Origin of the sequence: Actinomadura sp. K4S16, assembly GCF_008327685.1 — a bacterium.
Lineage (GTDB): Bacteria > Actinomycetota > Actinomycetes > Streptosporangiales > Streptosporangiaceae > Spirillospora.
The window spans coordinates 38,511-59,033 of sequence record NZ_BDDE01000017.1; the positions used below are offsets into that span (position 1 = coordinate 38,511).

The following is a 20,523-nucleotide window of genomic DNA, read 5'->3' on the forward strand; positions in this document are numbered from 1 at the left end:
GTCTTGTCCTTTGGCACAGCGTCCGGGGGTGGCGGCCACGGGCGGACCCGGGGTCGTCCCGGATCCGCCTGAGTGCCTGAACGTCCGGTCAGCCGAACTGTCCGGGCTGGTATTCGCCGCCGGGTGTCCGGGTGATCACGTTCAGCCGGTTGAAGGCGTTGATCACGCAGATCAGGGCCACCAGGGCTATGAGCTGGTCCTCGTCGAAGTGCTTGGCCGCGTTCGCCCACGCCTCGTCGGTGACGCCGCTGGAGTCGGCGAGACGGGTGCCCTGCTCGGTGAGTTCCAGCGCGGCCCGCTCCGCGTGAGGAACGCGTCGACCACGGCGCGCCGCCGCTTCGGCTCCTGCTCCGGCGGCGGTGTGCCCTGCACCTTCCGGCGGGCCCGGCTGACGAGCATCTTGGTCGCGTCGGTGGACCGGCCGACGATCTCGCCGATCTCGACGAAGGGCACCGCGAACATGTCATGCAGGACGAACGCCAGCCGCTCGGTGGGCGTAAGGGTGTCGAGCACCACCAGCAGTGCCAGCCCGACCGACTCGGCGAGCATCGCGTCGTCCTCGGGTGCCGCCCCGCCGTCCACGGTCACCACCAGCTCGGGTAGCCGGTCCTCGTAAGACAGCTCGGCCCGGGTCCTGCGCGAACGCAGCACATCGAGGCAGACCCGGCCGACCACGGTGGTCAGCCAGCCGGCCAGATTGTCGATCGCGGCCGCGTCCTGCCGCGCCAGCCCCCGGCCCATGTCCAAGGAGCCACGCGCTCTGGTGCTCGTTGTCTGCTCGGCGGTTTCGAAACAAGGCGGCACGGAGGGGCATCTAGCGACATAGAGATGGTGCTGGATGTGGACAGACTGGCACTGTCCAACAGTGAGAGCGCTGCTCTGATACGAGAGCTCCGGACTTTTCATCCGTAGGTTGTGGGTTCGAGCCCCACCCGACCCACCACCCCTGACCAGAGCGGACAGTCGTCCTGGTGGACGCCGGGGGTCATGCCTGAGGCCCGCCTGGGGCCGACCCGAGGCCGCATACGGCGGCCCCCGGCCAGGTCTCACCTGCTCCTAAGGAGCTTCCGGTTCGACCGGAGGCCGGGGCAACGGCGATCCGGCAGCCGGCCCTCTCTCTCGGTGCCGGACGCGGTCTGATGTTCAGGTAGCCCAGTTGCAGCTGGTGATGATGTCCCAGGGATCGACGGCGCCCCCGTCGTTGCCGGAGTCGGTGGCAGGACGGTCGGGGGCGCCCCGGAACATCAGAGCGACGTGCTCGCGGAGTCGTTACGGCTTCGGGAGGTTCCCCTCTTGGTCAATGTGTCATTTCGAGGGGCCTTTCTGGGGCTTCGTGAATCTCGCTGAAACCGCCGTCCGGACTCATCAGGATCCGTCCGGTCTCGCGGCCGTGCTCGGACTCCTTCTGATCCCTGTAGGCCAGCCCGAGGCAGATCGACCGGGTGACGGCGTAGGCGAGCGGCGGTCCGGTGAAGACGGCCACCCGGAAGAACCAGGTGACGTCGTACAAGGACAGGTGGAAGTTGTGTGCGATCTGGTCGTTGGCGGCCGCGGCCCACAGCAATCCATAGAAGGCGATGCCGGCCGCGCCCACTGCCGTACGGGTCGCCGCGTCGCGGGGACGGTCCAGAACGTGGCGAATGCCGCGATCGCCGGTAAGCCGCCGTTCGATCCAGGGATAGGCCGCCAGGACGGTGAAGAACGCCCCCGGCATGAGAAGCGCGGGCACGAGCACCGCGAGGGTGATCGGGTGGCCGGCCACGCTGAGTTCCCAGCCCGGCATGATCCGCACGGCCCCGTCCAGGAAGCCCATGTACCAGCCGGGCACCGCTCCGGCGGTGATGTCCCCTGGCCGGTACGGGCCGTACTGCCAGACCGGGTTGATCTGCGCGAACGTGCCGAGCAGCGCGAGAACTCCGCCAGTGGTCAGCAGAAGCGCCACCGCTGAGCCGCGCGACGCGCGTCCCGAGAAGGCTCCGGGAAAACGGGTGTGGCCGTGCTCGCGGACGAGCCTGTGGCGGAGGACGAACAGGGCGGCCAGGACCGCTGGCAGCACGAGGATGTGCAGCCAGTAGAGCCGAGGAATGATCTTTTCGCCCGGGAACTCGTCGCCGAAGATCAAGAACGTGAGGCCGGTGCCGACCAGCGGAATCGCTTGGGTCACGCCTTGGAGGAGCCCGAGGCTGCCGCCGGACAGCATGTCGTCCGGCAGAATCGTGCCGGTCCAGGCCGTCACCATGCCCAGCACCAGCACGGTCACCCAGATCAGCCAGTTGAGGCCGCGTGGGCGGCGGAACGCGCCGGTGAAGAACAGCCTCAGCAGCTGCAGGGTGATCGCGGCGACGAAGACCAGCGCGGCCCAGTGGTGAATCTGCCGCATGAGCAGTCCGCCGCGCACGTCGAGGCTGATGTCCAGCGTCGACGCGTACGCCTCGCTGACCGGGACGCCCCGCAGCGGCCCGTACGAGCCGTTATAAGTGACCTGCGTCATGTCGGGGTCGAAGAAAAAGGTCAGGAACGCGCCCGTGACGATGAGCACCAGGAACGAGCAAATGGCGAGCTGGGCGAACAGGAACGACCAATGATCGGTCCGTGCCCGCCATGACCACCGTTCCACCCAGCGGGCTTGTCCGTGCATCGGCTTCACTCCCCGATCTGGTTCTGGTACACATGCGACGCTCCGAGATCGGCAGATGTGACGTCCGAAGAGAGAAAACCGGTAGATGTGACATAACCGACAGGAAGACACCCCCGCGCATTCGCCGACGGCGGCCAACGGCCGGTGAGTCGAGTTGCGGATCTTGGTGGCATGGCGGCCGGAGGCGTGACCGCGGCATCGGAAGCGCCAGCGCGACGGCGGCCATCATCCCCGCCGAACCACCGCCGAAAGGACGCATTTCCGAGCGTTCCTGATCATTCAACACCCCTGAGAAGCAGGCCAGGGGAGCGACCGACGCGGAAGGCGCAGAGCTCCGACAGTGAGGCGCCACGGATCACAGACCCATGCCTGACCTGCAAGAACGCTAACTGCGGATTCGGGATGACAGCGGCCGCTCGTGCGGTCACTGGGCGGCGACGGTCTCGGTGTGCTCTGCCTCATCCGGTGTGGCCGCGGGGGCGGCGTTCTTTGGGCCGCGGAGGGTAATGTAGACGAGCAGCAGGCCCATGAGGGCGACACCTGCCCACATGGACTGCTGCCATCCGTCGAGGTAGGACTGCTTAGCGGCGTCGACCAGGGTCTGAGCCTGCGAGCCTGCGCTGTTCGAGGCCTGGAGTGCGTTGGCGATGCCCTCGCGTGCGGTGCCGGCGGTCCCCCGCGGGATGCCGTCCAGCCTGTCGTCGATGGCGTTGCGGTAGCCGGCCGTCAGGATCGCACCGAGCATGGCGACGCCGAGTGCGGTGCCGAATTCGCGGGTGACGTCGTTGAGGGCGGAGGCGACGCCTTGTTTCTCCTGGGGCAGGGAACGGGTGATCGCTTCGGTGGAGGGCACCATGGAGAGGGCCATACCGACGCCCATGACGACGATGCCGGGCAAGATCGACAGGTAGCCGCCGTCGATGGAGACGAGCAGGGCCAGGAGCGCCAGACCGACGCCGGTCAAAGCGATTCCCGAGCTCATGGTCAGGCGGGAGCCGACCCGCGCGGCCACCCTGGGGGCCAGGCCGGAGGCCGTCATCATCGCGGCCGCCATGGGCATCAGCGCCGCCGCGGACAGCAGCGCCGACCAGCCGAGCACGGCCTGGAAGAACGGGAAGAGGACAACGAAGATGCCCGACTGGACGCCGAAGACCACCAGGAGCGTGATCGAGCCGCCGGCCAGGCCGCGCTCACCGAACAGGCGCACGTCCAGCAGCGAGGCGTCCCGGCGGCGCAGCTCCCAGGACACGAAACCGGCCGCGGCGATGAGGCCGGCAGCGAGGCCGATCAGCGTCGCGGGTGCGGTCCAGCCGCGATGGGGTCCCTCTTGCAGGACGAAGGTGAGGGCGGCCACGGCGACGACGGACACCATTGCGCCGACGGTGTCGAAGGCGTGAGCGGAGCGTTCGCGGGAGTTGGGAACCGACTTCAACGTCATGGCCTGGGCCATGACGACCAGGGCCACGGGCAGGACGAACATCCAGCGCCAGTCGGCAACGTCGACCAGAAGAGCGGACAGGAACATGCCCAGGATGCCGCCTCCTCCGGCGACCCCGGTCCACACGCCGATCGCCTTCCCGCGCTGCTCCTCGGGGAAGGTGGAGGTGATGACGGCCAGGGTGATGGGCATGATCGTCGCTGCGCCGACACCGCCGGCCGCACGCGCGGCGATCATGACTTCGGCGGTCGGGGCCAGGCCCGCCGCGATGCTCGCGATGCCGAAGACGGCCAGCCCGGCGATCAGCGTGGGCTTGCGGCCCAGGCGGTCACCGATCGCGCCGAGCGGCAGCAGTAGTGCGGCCAGGGTGAGGGTGTAGACGTTGATGATCCACAGGACCGTGTTCTGCGAGGTGTCGAAGTCGACGGCCATCTGCGTCTGGGCGACGGTCAGCCCGGACACCGAAGCAATGACGGCCATCAGCGCCATCGAGACGGCGATCAGGATCACGCGCAGCCGACGCGCGTCCGGCACGTCCCCGCCGCCGTCGGAGAGCGCGGCCCGTGAAGGTTTCGTACTCATGGATTCCTCTCGAATTAGGCATGCGGCATCAACGCCGAAGCAGGATCGGCCGGTCTGTCGCCGACTGAAGGGGAAGTGGAACCCGACCGCCGTGCCGAGCAGACCCCTCGGATGGCCGTCGCCTGGGATGGGGGCGATGACCGAAGCCTGCCGGGTCACCTGATCGGCGCAGCATCAGCCGAGGGACGGTGCCTCAGTGAGGCGCCCGCTCCTGCTCCGCGACCGTGTTCATCGCAGGGTCAGTGGGGTCTCGGTCTCTACATGGGTCAGCTTGTCGGGGTTGCGGACGTAGTAGAGACCGGTGATGCGGACGTCCTCGACGCGCACCGCCAAGACACCATCGAACTCGCCGTCCACACGCAGAATCAGTGCCGGGTTGCCGTTGACCACGGTCGGCCCAACAGTGAGAGCGGCATCGGTCTTGGTCAGGCCCCCAATGATGAAACGGGCCACCTTCTCGGCACCGACGATCGGATAAGGCGCGGCCTGCTTCACGCCACCGCCGTCGCTGATGGCCACGACCTGGGGGGCGAGCACATCGAACAGCGCCTGCAGGTCCCGAGTGACCAACGCCCGCCGGAACGCTTCCACGGCCGCCCGGGCCTGGCGTGGGGACACCGCTTCGCGGGGGCGGCGAGCGCCCACGTGCCTGCGCGCGCGGTGCGCGATCTGCCGGACGGCTGCGGAGGTCTTCCCGACGGCGGCCGCGATCTCGTCATAGCCGAGCCCGAAGGCCTCGCGCAGCACGAACACGGCCCGTTCGGTCGGCGACAGCGTCTCCAGAACGAGCATCAGCGCCATGGACACGCTCTCGGCGAGCTCGACGTTCTCGGCCACGTCCGGCGTGGTGAGCAGCGGTTCGGGCAGCCAGGGCCCGACGTAGGCCTCCTTGCGGCGTTTCATGCTGCGCAATCGGTTGATCGATTGGCGGGTCGTGATCTGGACCAGGTAGGCGCGCTGATCGCGCACCTGCCCCACGTCGACCTTCACCCATCGCAGCCAGGTCTCCTGCAGGACGTCCTCCGCGTCGGCCGCCGATCCGAGCATCTCGTAGGCGACAGTGAACAGCATGTTCCGGTGGGCGAGGAACGCCTCGGTCTCCGGGTCGGTGGCGTGCTCGCTCACATCTCGAGCTTTCTCCTTATCCGGCGGCCCTGGCTGCCGACGACCCTCACGCGGTGCGTCCACGACACGGTCCTCTTTCGGAGATGGCCATTGGGCCCGGCCCAACGGGTCAGTGCAGTCGACATCAAGACACCGGCTGGTGAACGCCTGTGACAGCGAGCCGCCTGCGATTCGATGCTCACAGGACCGACGACGGCCGCATGCCGCCACCGCCGATGGCGGCGAACTCGGTGGCGACCATCGCCGGGGAGCGGTAGGTCCAATTGGCTCGACCAGCGGATCCACGCCGTACCCGGCGAGTTCGACCGGCTGGCCGAAGTACGGTTCCGGCATCGGTGAAGCATCTGACACCGGGCCGTTCGTCAGGGCGGACGGGTCGGGGTCGATCCAGGATCGCGACCGAACCCGCCCCGCCGCCGGCCCTGGACTCCCGAACTCTGGCCTGACCGACAACCGCAACTGGCCGTGCCCCCGGCTACCCGCGCTGCCGCCTCACGTCCTGGCTGAGCACGAGCAACATGATCGCTGCCCAGCGCATGCGCCTCGAGATCATCGAGCGGTCTCCCGAGATGCTCGGCGCCCCTGCTGTGCAAGGCGTGCGGCCACGGCGCGGGTGGATTCCAGTTCGTCGGTCAGCTCCTCGACCAGCGCGGTCAGCCTAGCCAGCTCGTCATGGAGCCATGCGGTTTCGCGCTGCAGTTCGAGGATCTGCTTGATGCCGGCCAGGTTGACGCCCTCCTCCTGCGAGAGCCTCTGGATCTCGCGGAGCATCACGATGTCGCGCATCGAGTAGCGGCGGGCCCGCCCGGCCGTTCGGACGGGGCAGACCAGCCCCATCCGGTCGTAGGTGCGGAGCGCTTGAGGGTGCAGGCCGGACAAGTGCGCCGCCACCGAGATCACGAAGACAGGGATGTCATCCCCGAAGGGCCGCGAGTCCGAACCGGGTGATTCGGCTTCCGCACCGCCGGCACTCACGGGCTGGTGGCCCATCCAGCGGTTGAGTCTTTCGAGCCCGGCACCCAGGTCATGCGACGACCGCTCGGCAGCGGCCTGCTGCTGTGCCTGCCGGTACACATCTGCCGGCGCGACGGCGATGTCGCGCTCAGTCCCAGGGCTCCGCCGCAGGCTCTCCACACGGCCTCCCGCGCGGTCCCCGGCATGGTTCCCTGCCCGGCCGGCTGCGGAAACTGTCCCGCGCTCCACCGATTCCGGGTGTTGCGCATGGACGCCCAGGACCGAGTCGATCTCTTCGACCGTCAGTGGCCTCTCGGCCCGGGCCACCGCTGACAGCAGCTCAGCGTAGAGTTCGATTTCGTCGAGAGCGGCTCCGTCATCGGCACGAAGATCGAGGTTCTCCTTCCTCACGACGCCGCCTCCTTCCCAAGATCGTCCCCACTATCGTCGATGTCTTCAGGATCGTCCAAGAAGGGGATGTCGGACCCCACCTGCTCGACCAGTCCGTCTCGCGCGACCTTGAGGTGCCCGCGCACCGAAGCAGGAGCGATCCCTAACCACTCGGCGATCTCACCGGTACTCCACTCCTCGCTCCAACGCAGGAAGGCGACCTTCTGCCGCATCGGCGGCATCTGCTCGATGGCCAGCCAGCACCTCTGCAACGCCAACGCGGACAGAACCTGATTGAACGGTTCCGCTGCCGGCCGGCCGAACCCGGCGAGGTCGGCACTGGGGTGCTGACGTCTGTTCTTACGCCATTCGTCGATCGCCTTGTTCCGCAGCACCGTGAACAGCCACCGCCGTCGACCTTCGAGGTCCCGTCCGGCGAGCTTGCGCCAGCACAGCGCGGCCTCCTGAAACGCCATGTGCACCAGGTCCTCGGCGTGCGCCCGATCCACCTGCGGCAATGTGCGGGCATACCCGAGCAGATCCGATGCGGTCTCGACGTACAGTTCCCCCACTTGATCAGCGACCTCTGGGGGGATCGGGGCCGTCACCCACTGTCCTCGGATGGCCGGAGACGAGACCGCCCGCCCAATGTGACCCTCATCATCTGTCCGTCAGGGCCGTCCTGCTGCACGATCACGGTGCCGTGCGGCGCGTCAGCCGCCAACGCCGTGAAGGTCCGACGCCGCTGCCACTCGATGAAGATCCGGGTGATCCCGCTCACGGCCAAGACCACCAGCACCATCCCGGCCGCCCGCCAAGAGATGAGCCCAGCCATCCCGCCGCCCACCATCGTTGTCCACCATGCCCCGCCACCGGCGGGCTTCAGTACCGTCACACCCTTACGTCGGACAGAACCACAAAACCGTTCGGCCGACGCGCTGAACACAGAATCAAGAGGTCCCGCACTGACGGCCCGAGCAGTCCCGCAGCGGACCCGATAGGCCGCCTGGGCCGGTGCCGGCCACGACCCTGCCGTCCCTGCCGACCATGTCGGCTCAGGTCGGCCTCGTGCATCGTGACCGGCCACGCGTCCCGCTGTTGTGGGACAACCCTTAGAAGGACGACCGAGAAGATCGGGGATCGCTCGGGGTGCTCCCTAATGGCGTGGCGTGTCGCCGACCTCAAGACTTGAAACATGAGCTTCGCGAGTTCGCCGACACGTCGAGCTCGATGAATGGCACCCACCACGCGGGAGAAACGAGTTGCAGTGCGCCTTGTAGGAAGACGCCGGAACCGCGGCGGCCTGGCCCCGGCGGACGCCCTCCCAGTAGTGGTGCGGCTGGACAACGTGATTCGCCGTTACGGGGCCGGTCATGCCGAGGTGGCTGCGCTGGACGGCGTATCGCTCGGCTTCGCGCCCGGGACGTTCACCGCGATCATGGGGCCCTCGGGCTCCGGCAAGTCGACGTTGCTGCACTGTGCCGCCGGGTTGGACCGTGTGGACGACGGCCGGGTGTGGTTGGCCGGCCAGGATCCGTCGCGTCTGCCACGGCGGACCCTGACCGAGCTGCGGCGTGACCACACCGGGTTCGTCTTCCAAGCGTTCAACCTGATCCCGACGCTGACGGCGAAGCAGAACGTGGAGCTGCCGGTACGGCTGGCAGGCCGCAAGCCCGACCCGGACCAGGTTGGAACGCTCACTGGACCGTGTGGGACTCGCCGACCGCGCCGACCACCTGCCGACACAGCTTTCAGGCGGTCAGCAGCAGCGGGTGGCGGTCGCGCGTGCGCTGGTCGCCCGCCCTCGGGTCCTGTTCGCGGACGAGCCCACCGGGGCCCTGGACATCCGTTCGTCACGGGAGGTCCTCGGCCTGCTGCGTGACACCGTGGCGCAGAGCGGAACGGCCGTGATCATGGTGACGCACGACCCCGTGGCCGCGGCACACGCCCAGCGGGTGGCGTTCCTCGCCGACGGACGTCTCGCCGGCGAGCTGGTCGGTGCGAGCGCGGAGAAGATCGCCGCGCGGATGACGCTGCTGGAGTCCGGTCGATGGGCTGATGGTCGGGGTGGCCACGAGCCGACCCGTTCCGACGGGGAAGGAGCCGTCGGTGCGCGGGGTTGACCGGCTGACCTGGGAGCTGGGACTGGCCAGCGTGCGGCAGCGCTGGTCGAGCTTCGTGGGAGCGTTCGTGGCCCTGGCGGTCGGAACGCTGATCACGGCCGCCAGCATCCATGTCCTGGCGGCGACCGCGAGTACACCCTCACCAGGGCCACAGCGTTTCGCGGCGGCTCAGAGCGTCGTCGTCCCGGTCGACGGCCTCGGGACGCCGTTGCCGGCACCGGCAGGCCTGCCCCGAGAGACCGTGGATCGGGCAAAGCTCGCCGGCCCGGCCGTGGTGGATCGCAGCTTCGCCGTTCGAAGCCTGGCCGGGCCCGGGATGGAGGCTGTAGGGCACGGATGGTCCTCGTCGTCCCTTGCCTCCTACAAGCTGCTCTCCGGGCATCGGCCGGTCGATGACCACCAGATCGTCGTGACGGCCGAGGACACCGACTCCACTCCCCTGGGCGAAAAGGTCAGGGTGGTGACACCGCTGGGAACGGCGTGGTACACCGTCGTCGGCGCGGCCGGGCGCAAGTCGTTCGAGGACGCGGTCTTCTTCACTGACGCGGAGGCCGCTCGCCTGTCCCCGGCTGTGAACGCGGTGACCGTCCAGGCGCCGGCCTCCGCGGTTCGCGCTCGTGTGTCCAGCGAGACCGCCGAAGTGCTCGCCGGCGACCTGCGGCGGTTGGCGGATCCGGCCACCGTCGGCGGTATCGGCAGAGCCCGGTCCGTAGTGCAGATGACCACCGGGCTGTCGGTCTTGGTCGTGGTGTTCGTCCTGATCGCGACATTCGCCTTCGTCGTCGAGCAGCGGTCGCGCGAACTGGCGCTGCTGAGTCTGGTGGGCGCCTCGCCCGCGCGGATTCGAAGGATGGTCCGTGCGGAGACCGTGGTGGTCGGCGCCGCCGCGGCACTGCTGGGGTGCCTGCTCGGAATCCCCGCCAGCCTGCTGCTGCGGTCCTGGATGGTGGCCAACCGACTGGCTCCAGAGTGGTTCCACGTCGGTTTCCACCCCGTGGCGTTGATGATCGCGTTCCTGGTCGGCATCGGAGCGGCGGTGCTCGGCTCCGCCGCCGCCTCATGGCGCGCGTCTCGTGCCCAGCCACTCGACGCCCTGCGGGAGACGATGGCCTCGCCCCGCATTATGTCACCGGTGCGGTGGATACTCGGTGGCCTGATCCTGATCGTCGCCGGCACGGTCGCGCTCGTGTTCGCCGTGATCAGCCCCTCAAGCGCCGCGAATCCCGGAACCTATTTCGAGGTGCCGATCCTTTGTGCGGCGGGTCTCGCGATTCTTTCGCCGGCGCTGGTCCGCCCTGTGGCACGGGTGGTGACTTGGCCGCTGATGCGCTTCGGCGCGCTCGCGCTGGTGCTGCGGCAGAGCACCCTCAATGGCGGACGCAGGGTAGCTGCCATCGTGACGCCGGTCGTCCTCGCCGTCGGCATGTTCGGCGGGATGATAGGCATGCAGAATGTCGGCCGTGACGCGGCCGCCCGCCAGCGCACCGCCGCGGTCGAGGCCGACTTCGTCGCCACTCCGAACTTCGGCAGTACCTTCAATCTCCCAGCCGTCTCCACCCTGCGCCACGCCGGCGGCATCCGGAGCGTCGAGGTGACCGACGAGGTCGTCACCCTGGCCACGAAAGGCGGCGAAGTCCTCGACGCGGTCGACGCGCGAGGCCTCGACCTCAGCGCCCTCGGCGACGTGGTGACACCACAAGTGCGGCAAGGCTCCCTCGACGCGCTGCCCGCCGATGCCATCGTGGTCAGCCACGACCTGGCCTCCTCCGCCGACCTGCGGATCGGTCAGCCCCTCGTGGCGTGGACCGGCAACGGTCATCGCGTCACCGTACACGTCGCCGCCGTTGTCGACTCAGTGCTCGGAGGCGGTGCGGCCTATGTGTCCCACGGGCTCCCAGGAAGCATGACGCCCGGCACAGCGTTCCTACGCACCCTCCCCGGCAAGAGCGTGACACCGCAGTTGAGAGAACTGCGCGCTGCCGGCATGCGAATCGAGCCTGTGTCGACGTACGTGGCCCGAGCGAGCCAGGCCGAGAAGGAGGACTCACATCTCGCGAACGTCGTCATCCTGGGCATCGTGATGGCTTACGCCCTTCTGGCCCTCGTCAACACCCTCGTGACGAGCGTCTCTGCGCGACGGCGAGAGATGGGTGCCCTCAGCCTCACCGGGGCCACCTACCGGCAGATCGTGAGCATCGTCGTCAGCGAGGCAGTGCTGGCCGTGGTCGTCGGCACCTTGGTCTCGATCCTCTCCGCGGGAGCGATGCTCGGACTGCAGCACGTCACGCTGAGCCGCATCATTGACCATCCACCTCTGGCATTGCCCTGGACCAGTCTCTGGCAGATCGTCACACTATGCACCGCGACAGCCGCGCTCGCTGCCTTCGTCGCCGTCTGGCGCACCCTCGCACGCTTCGAGACCACACCCACAAGCGAGTAACGCACCGGTGACCAGCAAGGGGCTGTACGGTCTTCGGCACCTCTCTGTGTCAGAGCGGCGGCGAGCAGAGAGGTGTCAGTCAACTGGACGGCCCCCTCGGCACCGAGGGGACTGACATCGCAAGTCGGCGATGAACGTCCGAGAAGTCGGCCCATTCGCACGCGGGTGAACGTGCTGATCGGCGGACCATCTCCGCGCGTGCGGGGCCGAGCGCTGCTCACCGGGTCGATCATGACGAGGCGACTCACCCGCTCAACTACGGAATATCAGCCTGGGCTCCCCATGCGCGATACCCGACGGATCATACTGCGCATCCCGGGGATAAGCCCAGACGCTGAAATTTCCACAGGCTACAAAACCGCCGTCGGTCTCAGCATTGAGCAGGAGGCACTGCACCTTTGGAGCACGCGATTCAGATACGCCCCGTGGCGGTGATCTGCACGTGGGTCCCGGCACTGGTACGGAGCCACATGCCGGGTTTCGGTTCGGCGGCGGGCACCGGATCCGCAGGCCCGCATCCCGGCGCAGGCGGCACCATCGAGCCTGCTGACGGATTTCACGCTGAACTACGTGGCCGGGGATCGTCCGGCGCCGCCGCCGGACGGTCAGGTCGCGGTGGCGGCTGCTGAACCCGGGCCAGCAGGCTCTGCCGGTGCTGGTGCACCTGCGCGAGGACGAGACGTTCGCCGAGTTCGCCGGGGGGCCGGGTGTCGGTGGCCCCGCCTGCCGCTGTGTCGAGGAGATCGTCGTGCTGCTCTCGGCACGCCTGTGGACCTCGGGGGCGATGCCCGGCAAGATCCACGACCTCCCCGCCGCCTGTGGAGAACCCATCTCGTTCACGACAGGTGCGAAGTCAGGCCATCCGGAAGCCCAGGGGGGCGCTGCCCGGCCACGTCGGCGGGGAGACGTCCGACGGCGTGTTCGAGGTCGGCACCGGGTGGCAGGGGACGCATGTTCTGAGGGATTGACGGCTCTATGGAGTCGATCGAGCAGCGGCCAGACTGACAGATCCACATTCAGGTGCTTATGATGTCCGGGATGAAGAACAACTCCTCTTACAGATCGGGGGAATCGTTCGCGCAAGGTGAGTGCTGATGGCACACCACTTCGCGAACATTCCGGCCCGTCTGCTGATGTGGCAGCGCGTGCGTGAGTACGCCGTACCACTGTCCATGATCGAGACTGCGACCGCACGGCGTGTGGTCGGTGACTGGGCGGGGGCCTGCGCCTCCGCTCGGATCGACATCGATTTCGGTCTGCGCGCCGTGCGCGACCGCTACGGCACCGAGTTCGTCACCCGCCTCAGAGCGGATCTGCGTCGGCTGGCACCGGATCTGCTTCGCTGGCACATGCCCCGAATCGCTCCCCACGGGCGGCTCCGGCCCGGGCTGACGATCTCCCTCAGCCGTTATGGCAGTTCTGGCACCACGCCGGTGCAGTTGGTGGTGCGAACACCGCCGGCTTGGGCGGACGTCGGCCAACGGATGTCCCTGGCCCTCTGGGACGAGCACGGTGGCTGCGCACCGAGGCACCATCCGCACCCACATCCCGCCCGGCGTTTCCGGCTCGACCTGCATCGGCATCTGTGGGACTCCAGTCGGTGCGGCGAACTGACGTCGCGCTGCGGTGCGGACGCCGCGCCGGTCCCGGCACCCCCCGACCGTCCCCACCCGCTCGCCCGGCTGAACGGGCCGGTCCGGCCCAATCCCTCCGACGTCAGCGATTACCCGTGGGCGTCGGCACGGTGGGCCGCCGAGGCAGAGTTGTTGCTGGGGGCGGAGGGCGACTCCAGCGGGATTTTCACCGTGCGGCTCGGCGCACGTGACCGCAGGGCGTTCGAACTCGTCTCCCCCGATGGCCACCATGTCCCGACGTTCCGGTCGCTTCGAAAGGCACTGCCGCCTCAGGTGTACGCAGCGCTGCCGGTGCTACCGGAAGCGGCGGCCCGGATCCTTCCGGATCTGGCGTTGCTGCGGGCCGGGCTCGTCACTGCCGATCGGCTGCATCCGCTTGTGGCCAAAGCGCTGTCGGCGTACGGAGCAGAACCCGCGCCCAGCCCTGAGCATCAGCCCGGCGACCCCCACAGCGTGGAGTGCCGGGGCGACGTCCACCGAATCGCGCTGCGGGACGGGGTACTGACGGCGGTCGACCACGACCCGGCACAACTGCGCCGGGAGGAGTTGCTGGTGGCACTCGGTGGCCCCGCGCTGCCGTGCCTTCGCGCGATCGACGCGGTGCACCGCGCCCCACAGGCACTGCCCGCCGTCCGGGAGCGGCTCGGCCACGGCGATGTCTCCGGCGCGCTGGCCGTGGTCGAAGGCCTGCTCGGTCCTGGTGCAGTCCTCCGCGACGGGCCGCTGCGAGAGGCGCTGGAGTCGTCTGCGGCCCGCCGTCTCGATGACGGGCTCTTCCGCTCCGGGCTGCGCCCCGTACACACTCCCGCAACGCGCCCCGCACAACGCAGTCGGGCGCGACTCCGTACCAGTCCGGCACGGGCAAGCTGACCGTCCCGCGCCCGCGCCGCGAATTCCGCACGGCCTGGCCCGGCCATGCCGTCCATTTCGACTACCCCCAGGTGATGCTCTTGATCTCCAGCGCCCTTCCGCCCAGCTCGGTCCTGACGACCGGGATGTCCACCGACGCATCCGGAACCGACCCGCAACTCGTTCTCGCTGACGACCTCCTGGCCCTGCTGCGAGCCACCACAACCGAGACACGTCCCTCCGAGCAGCTCGAAGCGCTCACCCTGGCCGTGGCAGCCGACCTGCCCGTGCTGCTGTGGGGCGAACCGGGCATCGGCAAGACCGCGGCTCTGACGCAGCTCGCCGCGTCGCTCGACCTGCCGCTGACGACCGTGATCGCCAGCGTCCACGAGCCGACGGACTTCTCCGGGTTGCCCATCGTCGGCGATGATGCGGCGACGCAAGGAGTGCCCATGGCGCCGCCGCAGTGGGCAGTGGACCTCGTACGCACCGGACGGGGATTGCTCTTCCTGGACGAACTCTCCACCGCCACTCCGGCCGTCCAGGCAGCGCTGCTCAGAGTCGTTCTGGAGCGCAGAGTCGGTGCGTTGCAACTGCCGCCGGCGATACGGATCGTGGCCGCCGCCAATCCGCGCGCATCAGCAGCGGACGGATGGGAGCTGAGCCCGCCGCTGGCCAATCGATTCGTGCACCTGAACTGGGTCCACGACCAGGACACAGTGGTGCGCGGGCTGGGCGGGGTCTGGCCCCGGGCACAGCTGCCCCGGCTGGTGCCGGAGGAGCTACCGGAGGCGGTGGCGTACGCCCGGCGGGCGGTCTGCGGATTCCTGCGGGCACGGCCGACACTGATCCACCGGCTGCCGAGCACTGAGACACGACGCGGCGGCGCCTGGCCGTCACCCCGGAGCTGGGAGGCCGCGCTGACACTGCTGGCCTTCGGCACGGCGGCGTCCGTCTCCCGGGAGGTGCTGGCGTTGCTGGTACGGGGCGCGGTGGGGGACGGGCCAGGGCTCGAACTTCTCGCCCATCTGGACCGGATGGACCTGCCGGACCCCGAGGCGCTGCTGGCCGATCCCGCATCCGCCGAGCTGCCGATGCGGGGAGATCTACGTCAGGCGACCTTGGAGGCGGTAGTGGCCGCCGTGGGTGCACGGCCACAGCGGGAGCGCTGGGAGGCGGGCTGGACGGTACTGGTCCGGGCGCTGGAGACCGGTGCCGCTGACCTGCTGGTCGCACCGGCAATGGTCTTGGCCTCGCTGCGGCGTGACGACTGGGAAGTGCCGGAGTCGGTGGAACGGCTGGCCGGAGTGATCGGTATCGCCCAGCGGGCCGATCAGTCGGTACTGCGTACCACGGGGTCGGCTGATGCCGAGCGTACGGCGGGGGTGGGCCGATGACGAGGACCTCGAAGTTCCCGATGGCCCGGCCCGCACCGCCGCGCCGAGTGCGGGCCGCCGTCCCGGCACGCCCGGCCGGCTCCGAGGAGCCGTATGGACCGCCTGGCCTTCCGCTGGACCTGGAGAAGTTGCTGGCCGCTCGACTGCACGCGGTAAGGGTCCGTCCCTATCTGGCGAGCGCGCTCTTCGCGCTGCACGTCGTTGAGGACCGTTCAGTGCCGACGATGGCGGTGGATGCGCACTGGCGCTGCTATGTCTCCCCCGGCTTCGTCGCGCGCACCCCGGTGGAGGAGCTGGCAGGCGTCTGGGTGCACGAGGTCTCCCATCTGCTGCGAGACCATCACGGGCGGGGGGATCGGTACGCGAAAGAGCACGGGCAGAACGGGCCGGGCGAGCGGCTGCGGCGGAACATCGCCGCCGACTTCGAGATCAACGACGACATCTACGGTGACGGTCTTCCCCTGCCCGCCGGGGCGGTCCTGCCGTCGATGCTGAGGCTGCCCGACGGGATGCTCATGGAGGAGTACCTGCGGACGACCTCTCTATCCGGGCTCACGCCGGACCTGGCCTGGCTGGACTGCGGCAGCGGAGCCGACGGACAGGGCCGTCCGTGGGAGTTGGGGCCCGACGGGGCACACGGCCTGAGCAGACAGCAGCGGGACGCGGTGCGCTTCCGGGTCGCCGAGGGAATCAAGGGCCGGCCGGGCGACGCGCCGGAAGGCTGGCGCCGCTGGGCGGACGAGGCGTTCCATCCGCCTCAGCCGTGGCGGCAGTTGCTGGGGGCGGCGGTCCACTCGGCAGCGGGAGCCTCTGGGGCAGGAGAAGATCACAGCTATCGGCGTCCATCCCGGCGCGCGGCCGCCGTCCCCGGCGTGCTCCTGCCGAGCCTGCGCCGTAAACCGCCCCAGGTCTGCGTGGTGATCGACACATCCGGATCGGTCAGCGACGCCGAACTGGGCAGCGCGCTGCTGGAGGTGGTGGCGATCTCGCGGGCGGTGGGCGGACGGCGCGACCTGGTGTCGGTGATCTCCTGCGACGCGGCGGCCGGGGTCGCCGTTCCACTTTGCCGAGCTGAGAACCTCGAGCTGATCGGTGGCGGAGGAACGGATCTGCGCTCGGGTTTCACCCGGGCGCTCCGCTCCCGGCCCCGCCCGGACGTGATCGTCGCCCTGACGGACGGCCAGACCCCCTGGCCCGCCGAGCAGCCCCCTTGCCGCACCGTGGTGGGTCTCTTTCCTCGCCAGGCGAGCGCGGTGGACGAGGAAGACCCCGACTACGCCCCGAACAACCCGCCGCACTGGGCCCGCGTTGTCACGATCAGCTGAGGAAGCGCGATGACGCCGATGTTCAGCCCCGATGCGAGCCGGGTGCTCGGAGGCGGGTTCATCGCCGACGTGTCCACCTCAGACTGGTACGAGCCGTTGCGGTCGGTGGTCGAGGACGGGTGGGTTCTGTGGACGGACGCCATGCGTGGGTTCGAGTCCCACGCGACCCAACCTCTGACCAGGGCAAACGTGAGAGTGCCAGGCTTGTCCGCCACCACGTCTTCCCCGCTTCGTCCCCATGGCGGCTCAAGGGCGGCCCCAAAGAATCGGCGCAGACCTTCCCTCGAAAACAAAGCGATAACGCCGGGCGCCTGATCTGAGAAGGTGTCATCGCCCCACCCCCCGGAGCGCCGGGACCAGAGGGCGATGGCGTCCCAGTCAGAGCGTCACTTTCCTTGGCGACGCTTGGCGGTGTACTTGAAGAAGACCGTGCCTGCCGAGAAGATGACGGCGACCACTCCGATCAGGATGAGGATCTCAACGAGCGTCGGCGCTGCTGATGGCATTGGGTTCCTTTCTCGGCGGGGCGGCTGGGGGGTCGGCTGTCAGGCGCCGCCCCGGAGGGAGGCCTTCCCGCTGGGCCAGGCATCGATCCTAGCCAGTAAATCCTGGCGACGTAGCGCAGGCGTCGGCGAGGCCAGGACCCGGATCTAGGGTGATACCGCGGTCCTCAATGCGCGCGTGACCAACACCGCGCATTACGGGGGTCAGCGGTTCGACACGGACGAATGGACGACCGAGCTCACATACTCGTTGGGAACCACCGAGCCGATGACCTTGCCGCTCAGCTTGCCGCTCTCCGGCAACCGGGCATCGGCGGTCACCGTGCCTCCGGCCTGGACCCTGATCGGCCGGGCGGCGAAGCGGTCGGGGGCGTCACCGGACCATTGCCACGCATAGCGGCCGCGGAAGTCCGGGTACTGGACACGCCAGTCGTAGGGGCCGAGGCCGTCGATGGTGTAGCGCCCGCCGGAGTCGGTGCAGTTCCTGCCCCGTGCTTCCGGGCCGGATGGGCCGGCAGGCAGCACCCAGGCGCACACGTCCTCGACAGCCTTGCCGGTGCGGGCGTCGGTGACGGTACCGGCGATGGATCCCGTCCCGTCCAGCCGCACCTCGGTCTTGATGACGTCACCGCCGGCCACCGTGAACAACGCCGCCTTGGCCGTGCGCTGTTACCAGTCGCGCCATTCGTCTGTGATCTCATGGCGGGTCAGGCCATGGCGTCCGGCGAAGGCGTCAACGTCGATGCCGTTGTCAGTGAGCGAATTTTCAATGTACTCGCATAGCTGTTCGCGTTCGTCGGTCTCGTAAGCGGCGCCATCGTAGTCCTCGTTCACCTTGTTGAGGGCGAGCACCACGTGCTGGATGACGGCGAAGATCTCCTCGTCGGTTGGATCGATCAGGGCGGCGAGTTCGCGCTCAAAGGGCTGCAGGACTTCGTCAGTGCGGATGAGCATGTCTTCCGGGAAGAGCTCTGCTGTCGACGCATCCTCGGCGTCGAGCTCACCCGCGGCGACCTGCCGGGCTTCTTCGGCGACAGATTCGCGCCAGTATTCGGTGGGACGAGTAGCCATGCGCCGGACCTTAGCGACCACCTGTGTCATCGCGGCGGGTGATGGCCGAGCCGGCCTTCGCGTTCGGCCTCGGCCAGGCGGTCGTGCAGGTCGCTCGGATCTCTTCGAGGCGAAACGCTGGGCTGGGTCCGGCCTCAGGAGTGAACGTCTGACACAGGCGTGTTCATGGATACAGGTGAGGTGAATGCGCGCCGGACCGGCTGAGAGCCGACGATGTGAGTCTCCAAGATCGCAGGGGCGGTCCCGGCCCCGGAACCCTAATACCGCTGCGCGTACCTGGTCGGTTGCTCGCCGAACATGCCCTTGAAGTCGCGGATGAAGTGGCCCTGGTCGGCGTAGCCGAGGTCTGCCGCCAGCGCGGCCCAGTCGATCGCCCCGCCGGCGGCCATGCGTGCGGTCACCTCGCGCAGGCGGTAGCGGCGGATCACCCACTTGGGCACGATGCCGACGTACTCCGCGAACAGCCGTTGCAGCCCCCGCACGCTCAGCTTCAGCTCGCCGGCGAGGTGCTCGACCCTGGTCACGGCCTTGTCCTTGGCGATCAGCTCGACCGCGGCCGCCGCCTGGCGCACCCGGGGGTCGTCGTCCGGCAGGTGTCTCAGCAGGAAGGCTTCCACGGTCGGCACGTCGAGCGTCGTGGGCAGGTCCGGGCCGAACACCTCGGTCGCCGGGACGATGCGGTCGGTGATCGTCGAGACGGAGGCACCGAGGAACGGGCGGAAGCAGCCCGGCCGGAACGCGACGCCGAAGACATGATCGCGACCCTCGAGGACCTTGATCTGGTAGCCGCTGCACACGCCGTTGACATCCGCGCGGCCGCCGCCGAACGACAGGTGGACGTTCGGGTACGGCACGATCTTCTGCCGGTAGGGCTCGGCGTAGTCCCAGCGAGCCTCCCAGTACCGCTCCACCCATGGCGCGAGCGCCGGCGACGGGCTGTGGAACGTGTGGCGCTGATACCTGGTCCACGCACCCCGCAGCTCACGAACGTCCCGCTCCACACGGCAGAGTGTATGTCGCCTTTGTCCAATACCCCTCCCGCCCGGGCCGCCTAACCTCGCTGCCCATGTCGCATCTGTCCAACGCTGCCGAGGCCATGGCCGCAGTCGCCCGCACCATCACCGACGACCAGCTCGCCAACAAGACTCCGTGCACGGAGTACGACGTGCGGGCACTGGTCAACCACCTCCTGTTCTGGGGCCCGTCGCTCGCCGGCGGCGGCCGCAAGGAGTCCGTTCCGCAGCCGGCGGGCGCCGAGTCCGAGGTGGACCTGGCGGCCGGCGACTGGCGCGGCCGCCTGCTCGCCCTGCTGGACGACATCACGTCGTCGTGGGCGCCGCCGAGCGCCTGGGAGGGCGAGACGAGCATGGGCACACCGCAGACGCTCCCCGCGCCCGTCCTGGGCGACATGATCGTCGGCGAGCTGGCCATGCACGGCTGGGACCTGGCGGTCGCGACCGGGCAGCGGCTGGAACTGCCCGCCGACCTGCTGACGCATCTGCATGACACGGTGTTCGCCAGCGTGGACCAGGGGCGGGAGATGGGCATGTACGGACCGGAGGTCGCGGTGCCGACCGACGCACCGGCCTTGGACCGCATCCTCGGCCTGACCGGCCGCGATCCCGCCTGGGCGTAGTCACACCGTCCGCCGCGCCGCGCCGGCCCGGGACGGTGGCGGGAGGTGGAGGCGGGAGTCCATGTCGAGGCCACCGGCTGCGTTCAAGATGCCGTCAGAAGGCCTCACGATGACGCGGTCGTAGAGCCCGCCATGTCATGCGCTCGGCTGGGGAACCTTGCAGTTGGCGGTGGGGTTGAGACCGATGTAGTTGAGCGGACCGGATGCCCAGGTGATTCCGATCGTGGCGATTTTGGCGCAGCTACCGTCAAACTGGGCGTAGTAGTGGCGCTGCCCCGCGGCGAGCGCTCCTATGATCAGCCAGGCGACGAGCATCCACCGTCCTGACCTCATCGCCACCTCCGGTGACCGCTTCGCCGACCCTGGGGTACGACAGTAACGACAAGATCGTCCATAGTTAAGCAAGTCGGGCCGGGTG

At 68.8% G+C, this 20,523-nt stretch carries 15 protein-coding genes and 2 pseudogenes; 6 read left to right on the plus strand and 11 right to left on the minus strand.

Features of this window, described 5'->3' with window-relative positions; genetic code table 11:
- Positions 1 to 186: 186 nt before the first annotated feature.
- The 7 genes and pseudogenes from K4S16_RS46820 to K4S16_RS26255 all read right to left on the minus strand — a co-directional run bounded on the left by K4S16_RS46820 (position 187) and on the right by K4S16_RS26255 (position 8,022).
- Positions 187 to 741, minus strand: a complete 555-nt coding sequence (locus tag K4S16_RS46820; RefSeq protein WP_200842126.1) for a sigma factor-like helix-turn-helix DNA-binding protein — start codon at positions 739 to 741, stop codon at positions 187 to 189.
- Positions 742 to 1,297: 556 nt separating this feature from the next.
- Complete coding sequence (locus tag K4S16_RS26230; RefSeq protein WP_149261709.1) at positions 1,298 to 2,638, minus strand: cytochrome bc complex cytochrome b subunit; 1,341 nt, start codon at positions 2,636 to 2,638, stop codon at positions 1,298 to 1,300.
- Between the two features lie 424 nt (positions 2,639 to 3,062).
- A complete protein-coding gene (locus K4S16_RS26235) occupies positions 3,063 to 4,817 on the minus strand; it encodes an MFS transporter (RefSeq protein ID WP_200842127.1) in 1,755 nt (584 codons plus the stop codon).
- Between the two features lie 69 nt (positions 4,818 to 4,886).
- Entirely contained in the window at positions 4,887 to 5,783 is an 897-nt protein-coding gene (locus K4S16_RS26240) for an RNA polymerase sigma-70 factor (protein ID WP_149261710.1), read from the minus strand.
- Between the two features lie 576 nt (positions 5,784 to 6,359).
- A pseudogene (locus tag K4S16_RS26245) lies at positions 6,360 to 6,773 on the minus strand (heat shock protein transcriptional repressor HspR); the annotation flags it as partial.
- Between the two features lie 371 nt (positions 6,774 to 7,144).
- A complete protein-coding gene (locus K4S16_RS26250; protein WP_160161035.1) occupies positions 7,145 to 7,735 on the minus strand; it encodes an RNA polymerase sigma factor in 591 nt (196 codons plus the stop codon).
- The gene (locus tag K4S16_RS26255) at positions 7,732 to 8,022 is read right to left on the minus strand and encodes a hypothetical protein (RefSeq protein ID WP_149261712.1); all 291 of its coding nucleotides are present in this window, start codon (positions 8,020 to 8,022) and stop codon (positions 7,732 to 7,734) included. The genes K4S16_RS26250 and K4S16_RS26255 overlap by 4 nt, the downstream gene beginning before the upstream one ends.
- Before the next feature lie 339 nt (positions 8,023 to 8,361).
- On the opposite strand from K4S16_RS26255, the pseudogene K4S16_RS46970 reads away from it, so the two are divergent.
- The 5 genes and pseudogenes from K4S16_RS46970 (at position 8,362) to K4S16_RS26280 (ending at position 16,895) form a co-directional block, all read left to right on the plus strand.
- A pseudogene (locus K4S16_RS46970) lies at positions 8,362 to 9,250 on the plus strand (ABC transporter ATP-binding protein).
- A complete protein-coding gene (locus tag K4S16_RS26265) occupies positions 9,237 to 11,690 on the plus strand; it encodes an ABC transporter permease (RefSeq protein WP_160161036.1) in 2,454 nt (817 codons plus the stop codon). The pseudogene K4S16_RS46970 and the gene K4S16_RS26265 overlap by 14 nt, the downstream one beginning before the upstream one ends.
- A 1,094-nt stretch (positions 11,691 to 12,784) precedes the next feature.
- Entirely contained in the window at positions 12,785 to 14,194 is a 1,410-nt protein-coding gene (locus K4S16_RS26270) for a hypothetical protein (RefSeq protein WP_149261714.1), read from the plus strand.
- A 74-nt stretch (positions 14,195 to 14,268) separates the two neighbouring features.
- Entirely contained in the window at positions 14,269 to 15,570 is a 1,302-nt protein-coding gene (locus K4S16_RS26275) for an AAA family ATPase (RefSeq protein WP_149261715.1), read from the plus strand.
- A gap of 128 nt (positions 15,571 to 15,698) precedes the next feature.
- Entirely contained in the window at positions 15,699 to 16,895 is a 1,197-nt protein-coding gene (locus K4S16_RS26280) for a VWA-like domain-containing protein (RefSeq protein ID WP_235037089.1), read from the plus strand.
- Between the two features lie 707 nt (positions 16,896 to 17,602).
- On the opposite strand, the gene K4S16_RS26290 is transcribed toward K4S16_RS26280, so the two are convergent.
- From K4S16_RS26290 to K4S16_RS26300, 3 genes are all read right to left on the minus strand, one after another.
- The gene (locus tag K4S16_RS26290; protein WP_149261716.1) at positions 17,603 to 18,046 is read right to left on the minus strand and encodes a carboxypeptidase-like regulatory domain-containing protein; all 444 of its coding nucleotides are present in this window, start codon (positions 18,044 to 18,046) and stop codon (positions 17,603 to 17,605) included.
- 21 nt (positions 18,047 to 18,067) lie between these two features.
- A complete protein-coding gene (locus K4S16_RS26295) occupies positions 18,068 to 18,469 on the minus strand; it encodes a hypothetical protein (protein ID WP_149261717.1) in 402 nt (133 codons plus the stop codon).
- A 257-nt stretch (positions 18,470 to 18,726) separates the two neighbouring features.
- Complete coding sequence (locus K4S16_RS26300; protein WP_200842129.1) at positions 18,727 to 19,470, minus strand: helix-turn-helix domain-containing protein; 744 nt, start codon at positions 19,468 to 19,470, stop codon at positions 18,727 to 18,729.
- Positions 19,471 to 19,535: 65 nt separating this feature from the next.
- Between K4S16_RS26300 and K4S16_RS26305 the strand changes: the two genes are divergently transcribed.
- A complete protein-coding gene (locus tag K4S16_RS26305; RefSeq protein WP_149261718.1) occupies positions 19,536 to 20,105 on the plus strand; it encodes a TIGR03086 family metal-binding protein in 570 nt (189 codons plus the stop codon).
- A 135-nt stretch (positions 20,106 to 20,240) separates the two neighbouring features.
- Here K4S16_RS26305 and K4S16_RS26310 read toward each other — a convergent pair whose 3' ends face one another.
- Positions 20,241 to 20,420 carry a hypothetical protein gene (locus K4S16_RS26310; protein ID WP_235037090.1) on the minus strand — a complete coding sequence of 60 codons (180 nt, stop codon included), beginning with the start codon at positions 20,418 to 20,420 and terminating at the stop codon, positions 20,241 to 20,243.
- Positions 20,421 to 20,523 lie beyond the last annotated feature (103 nt).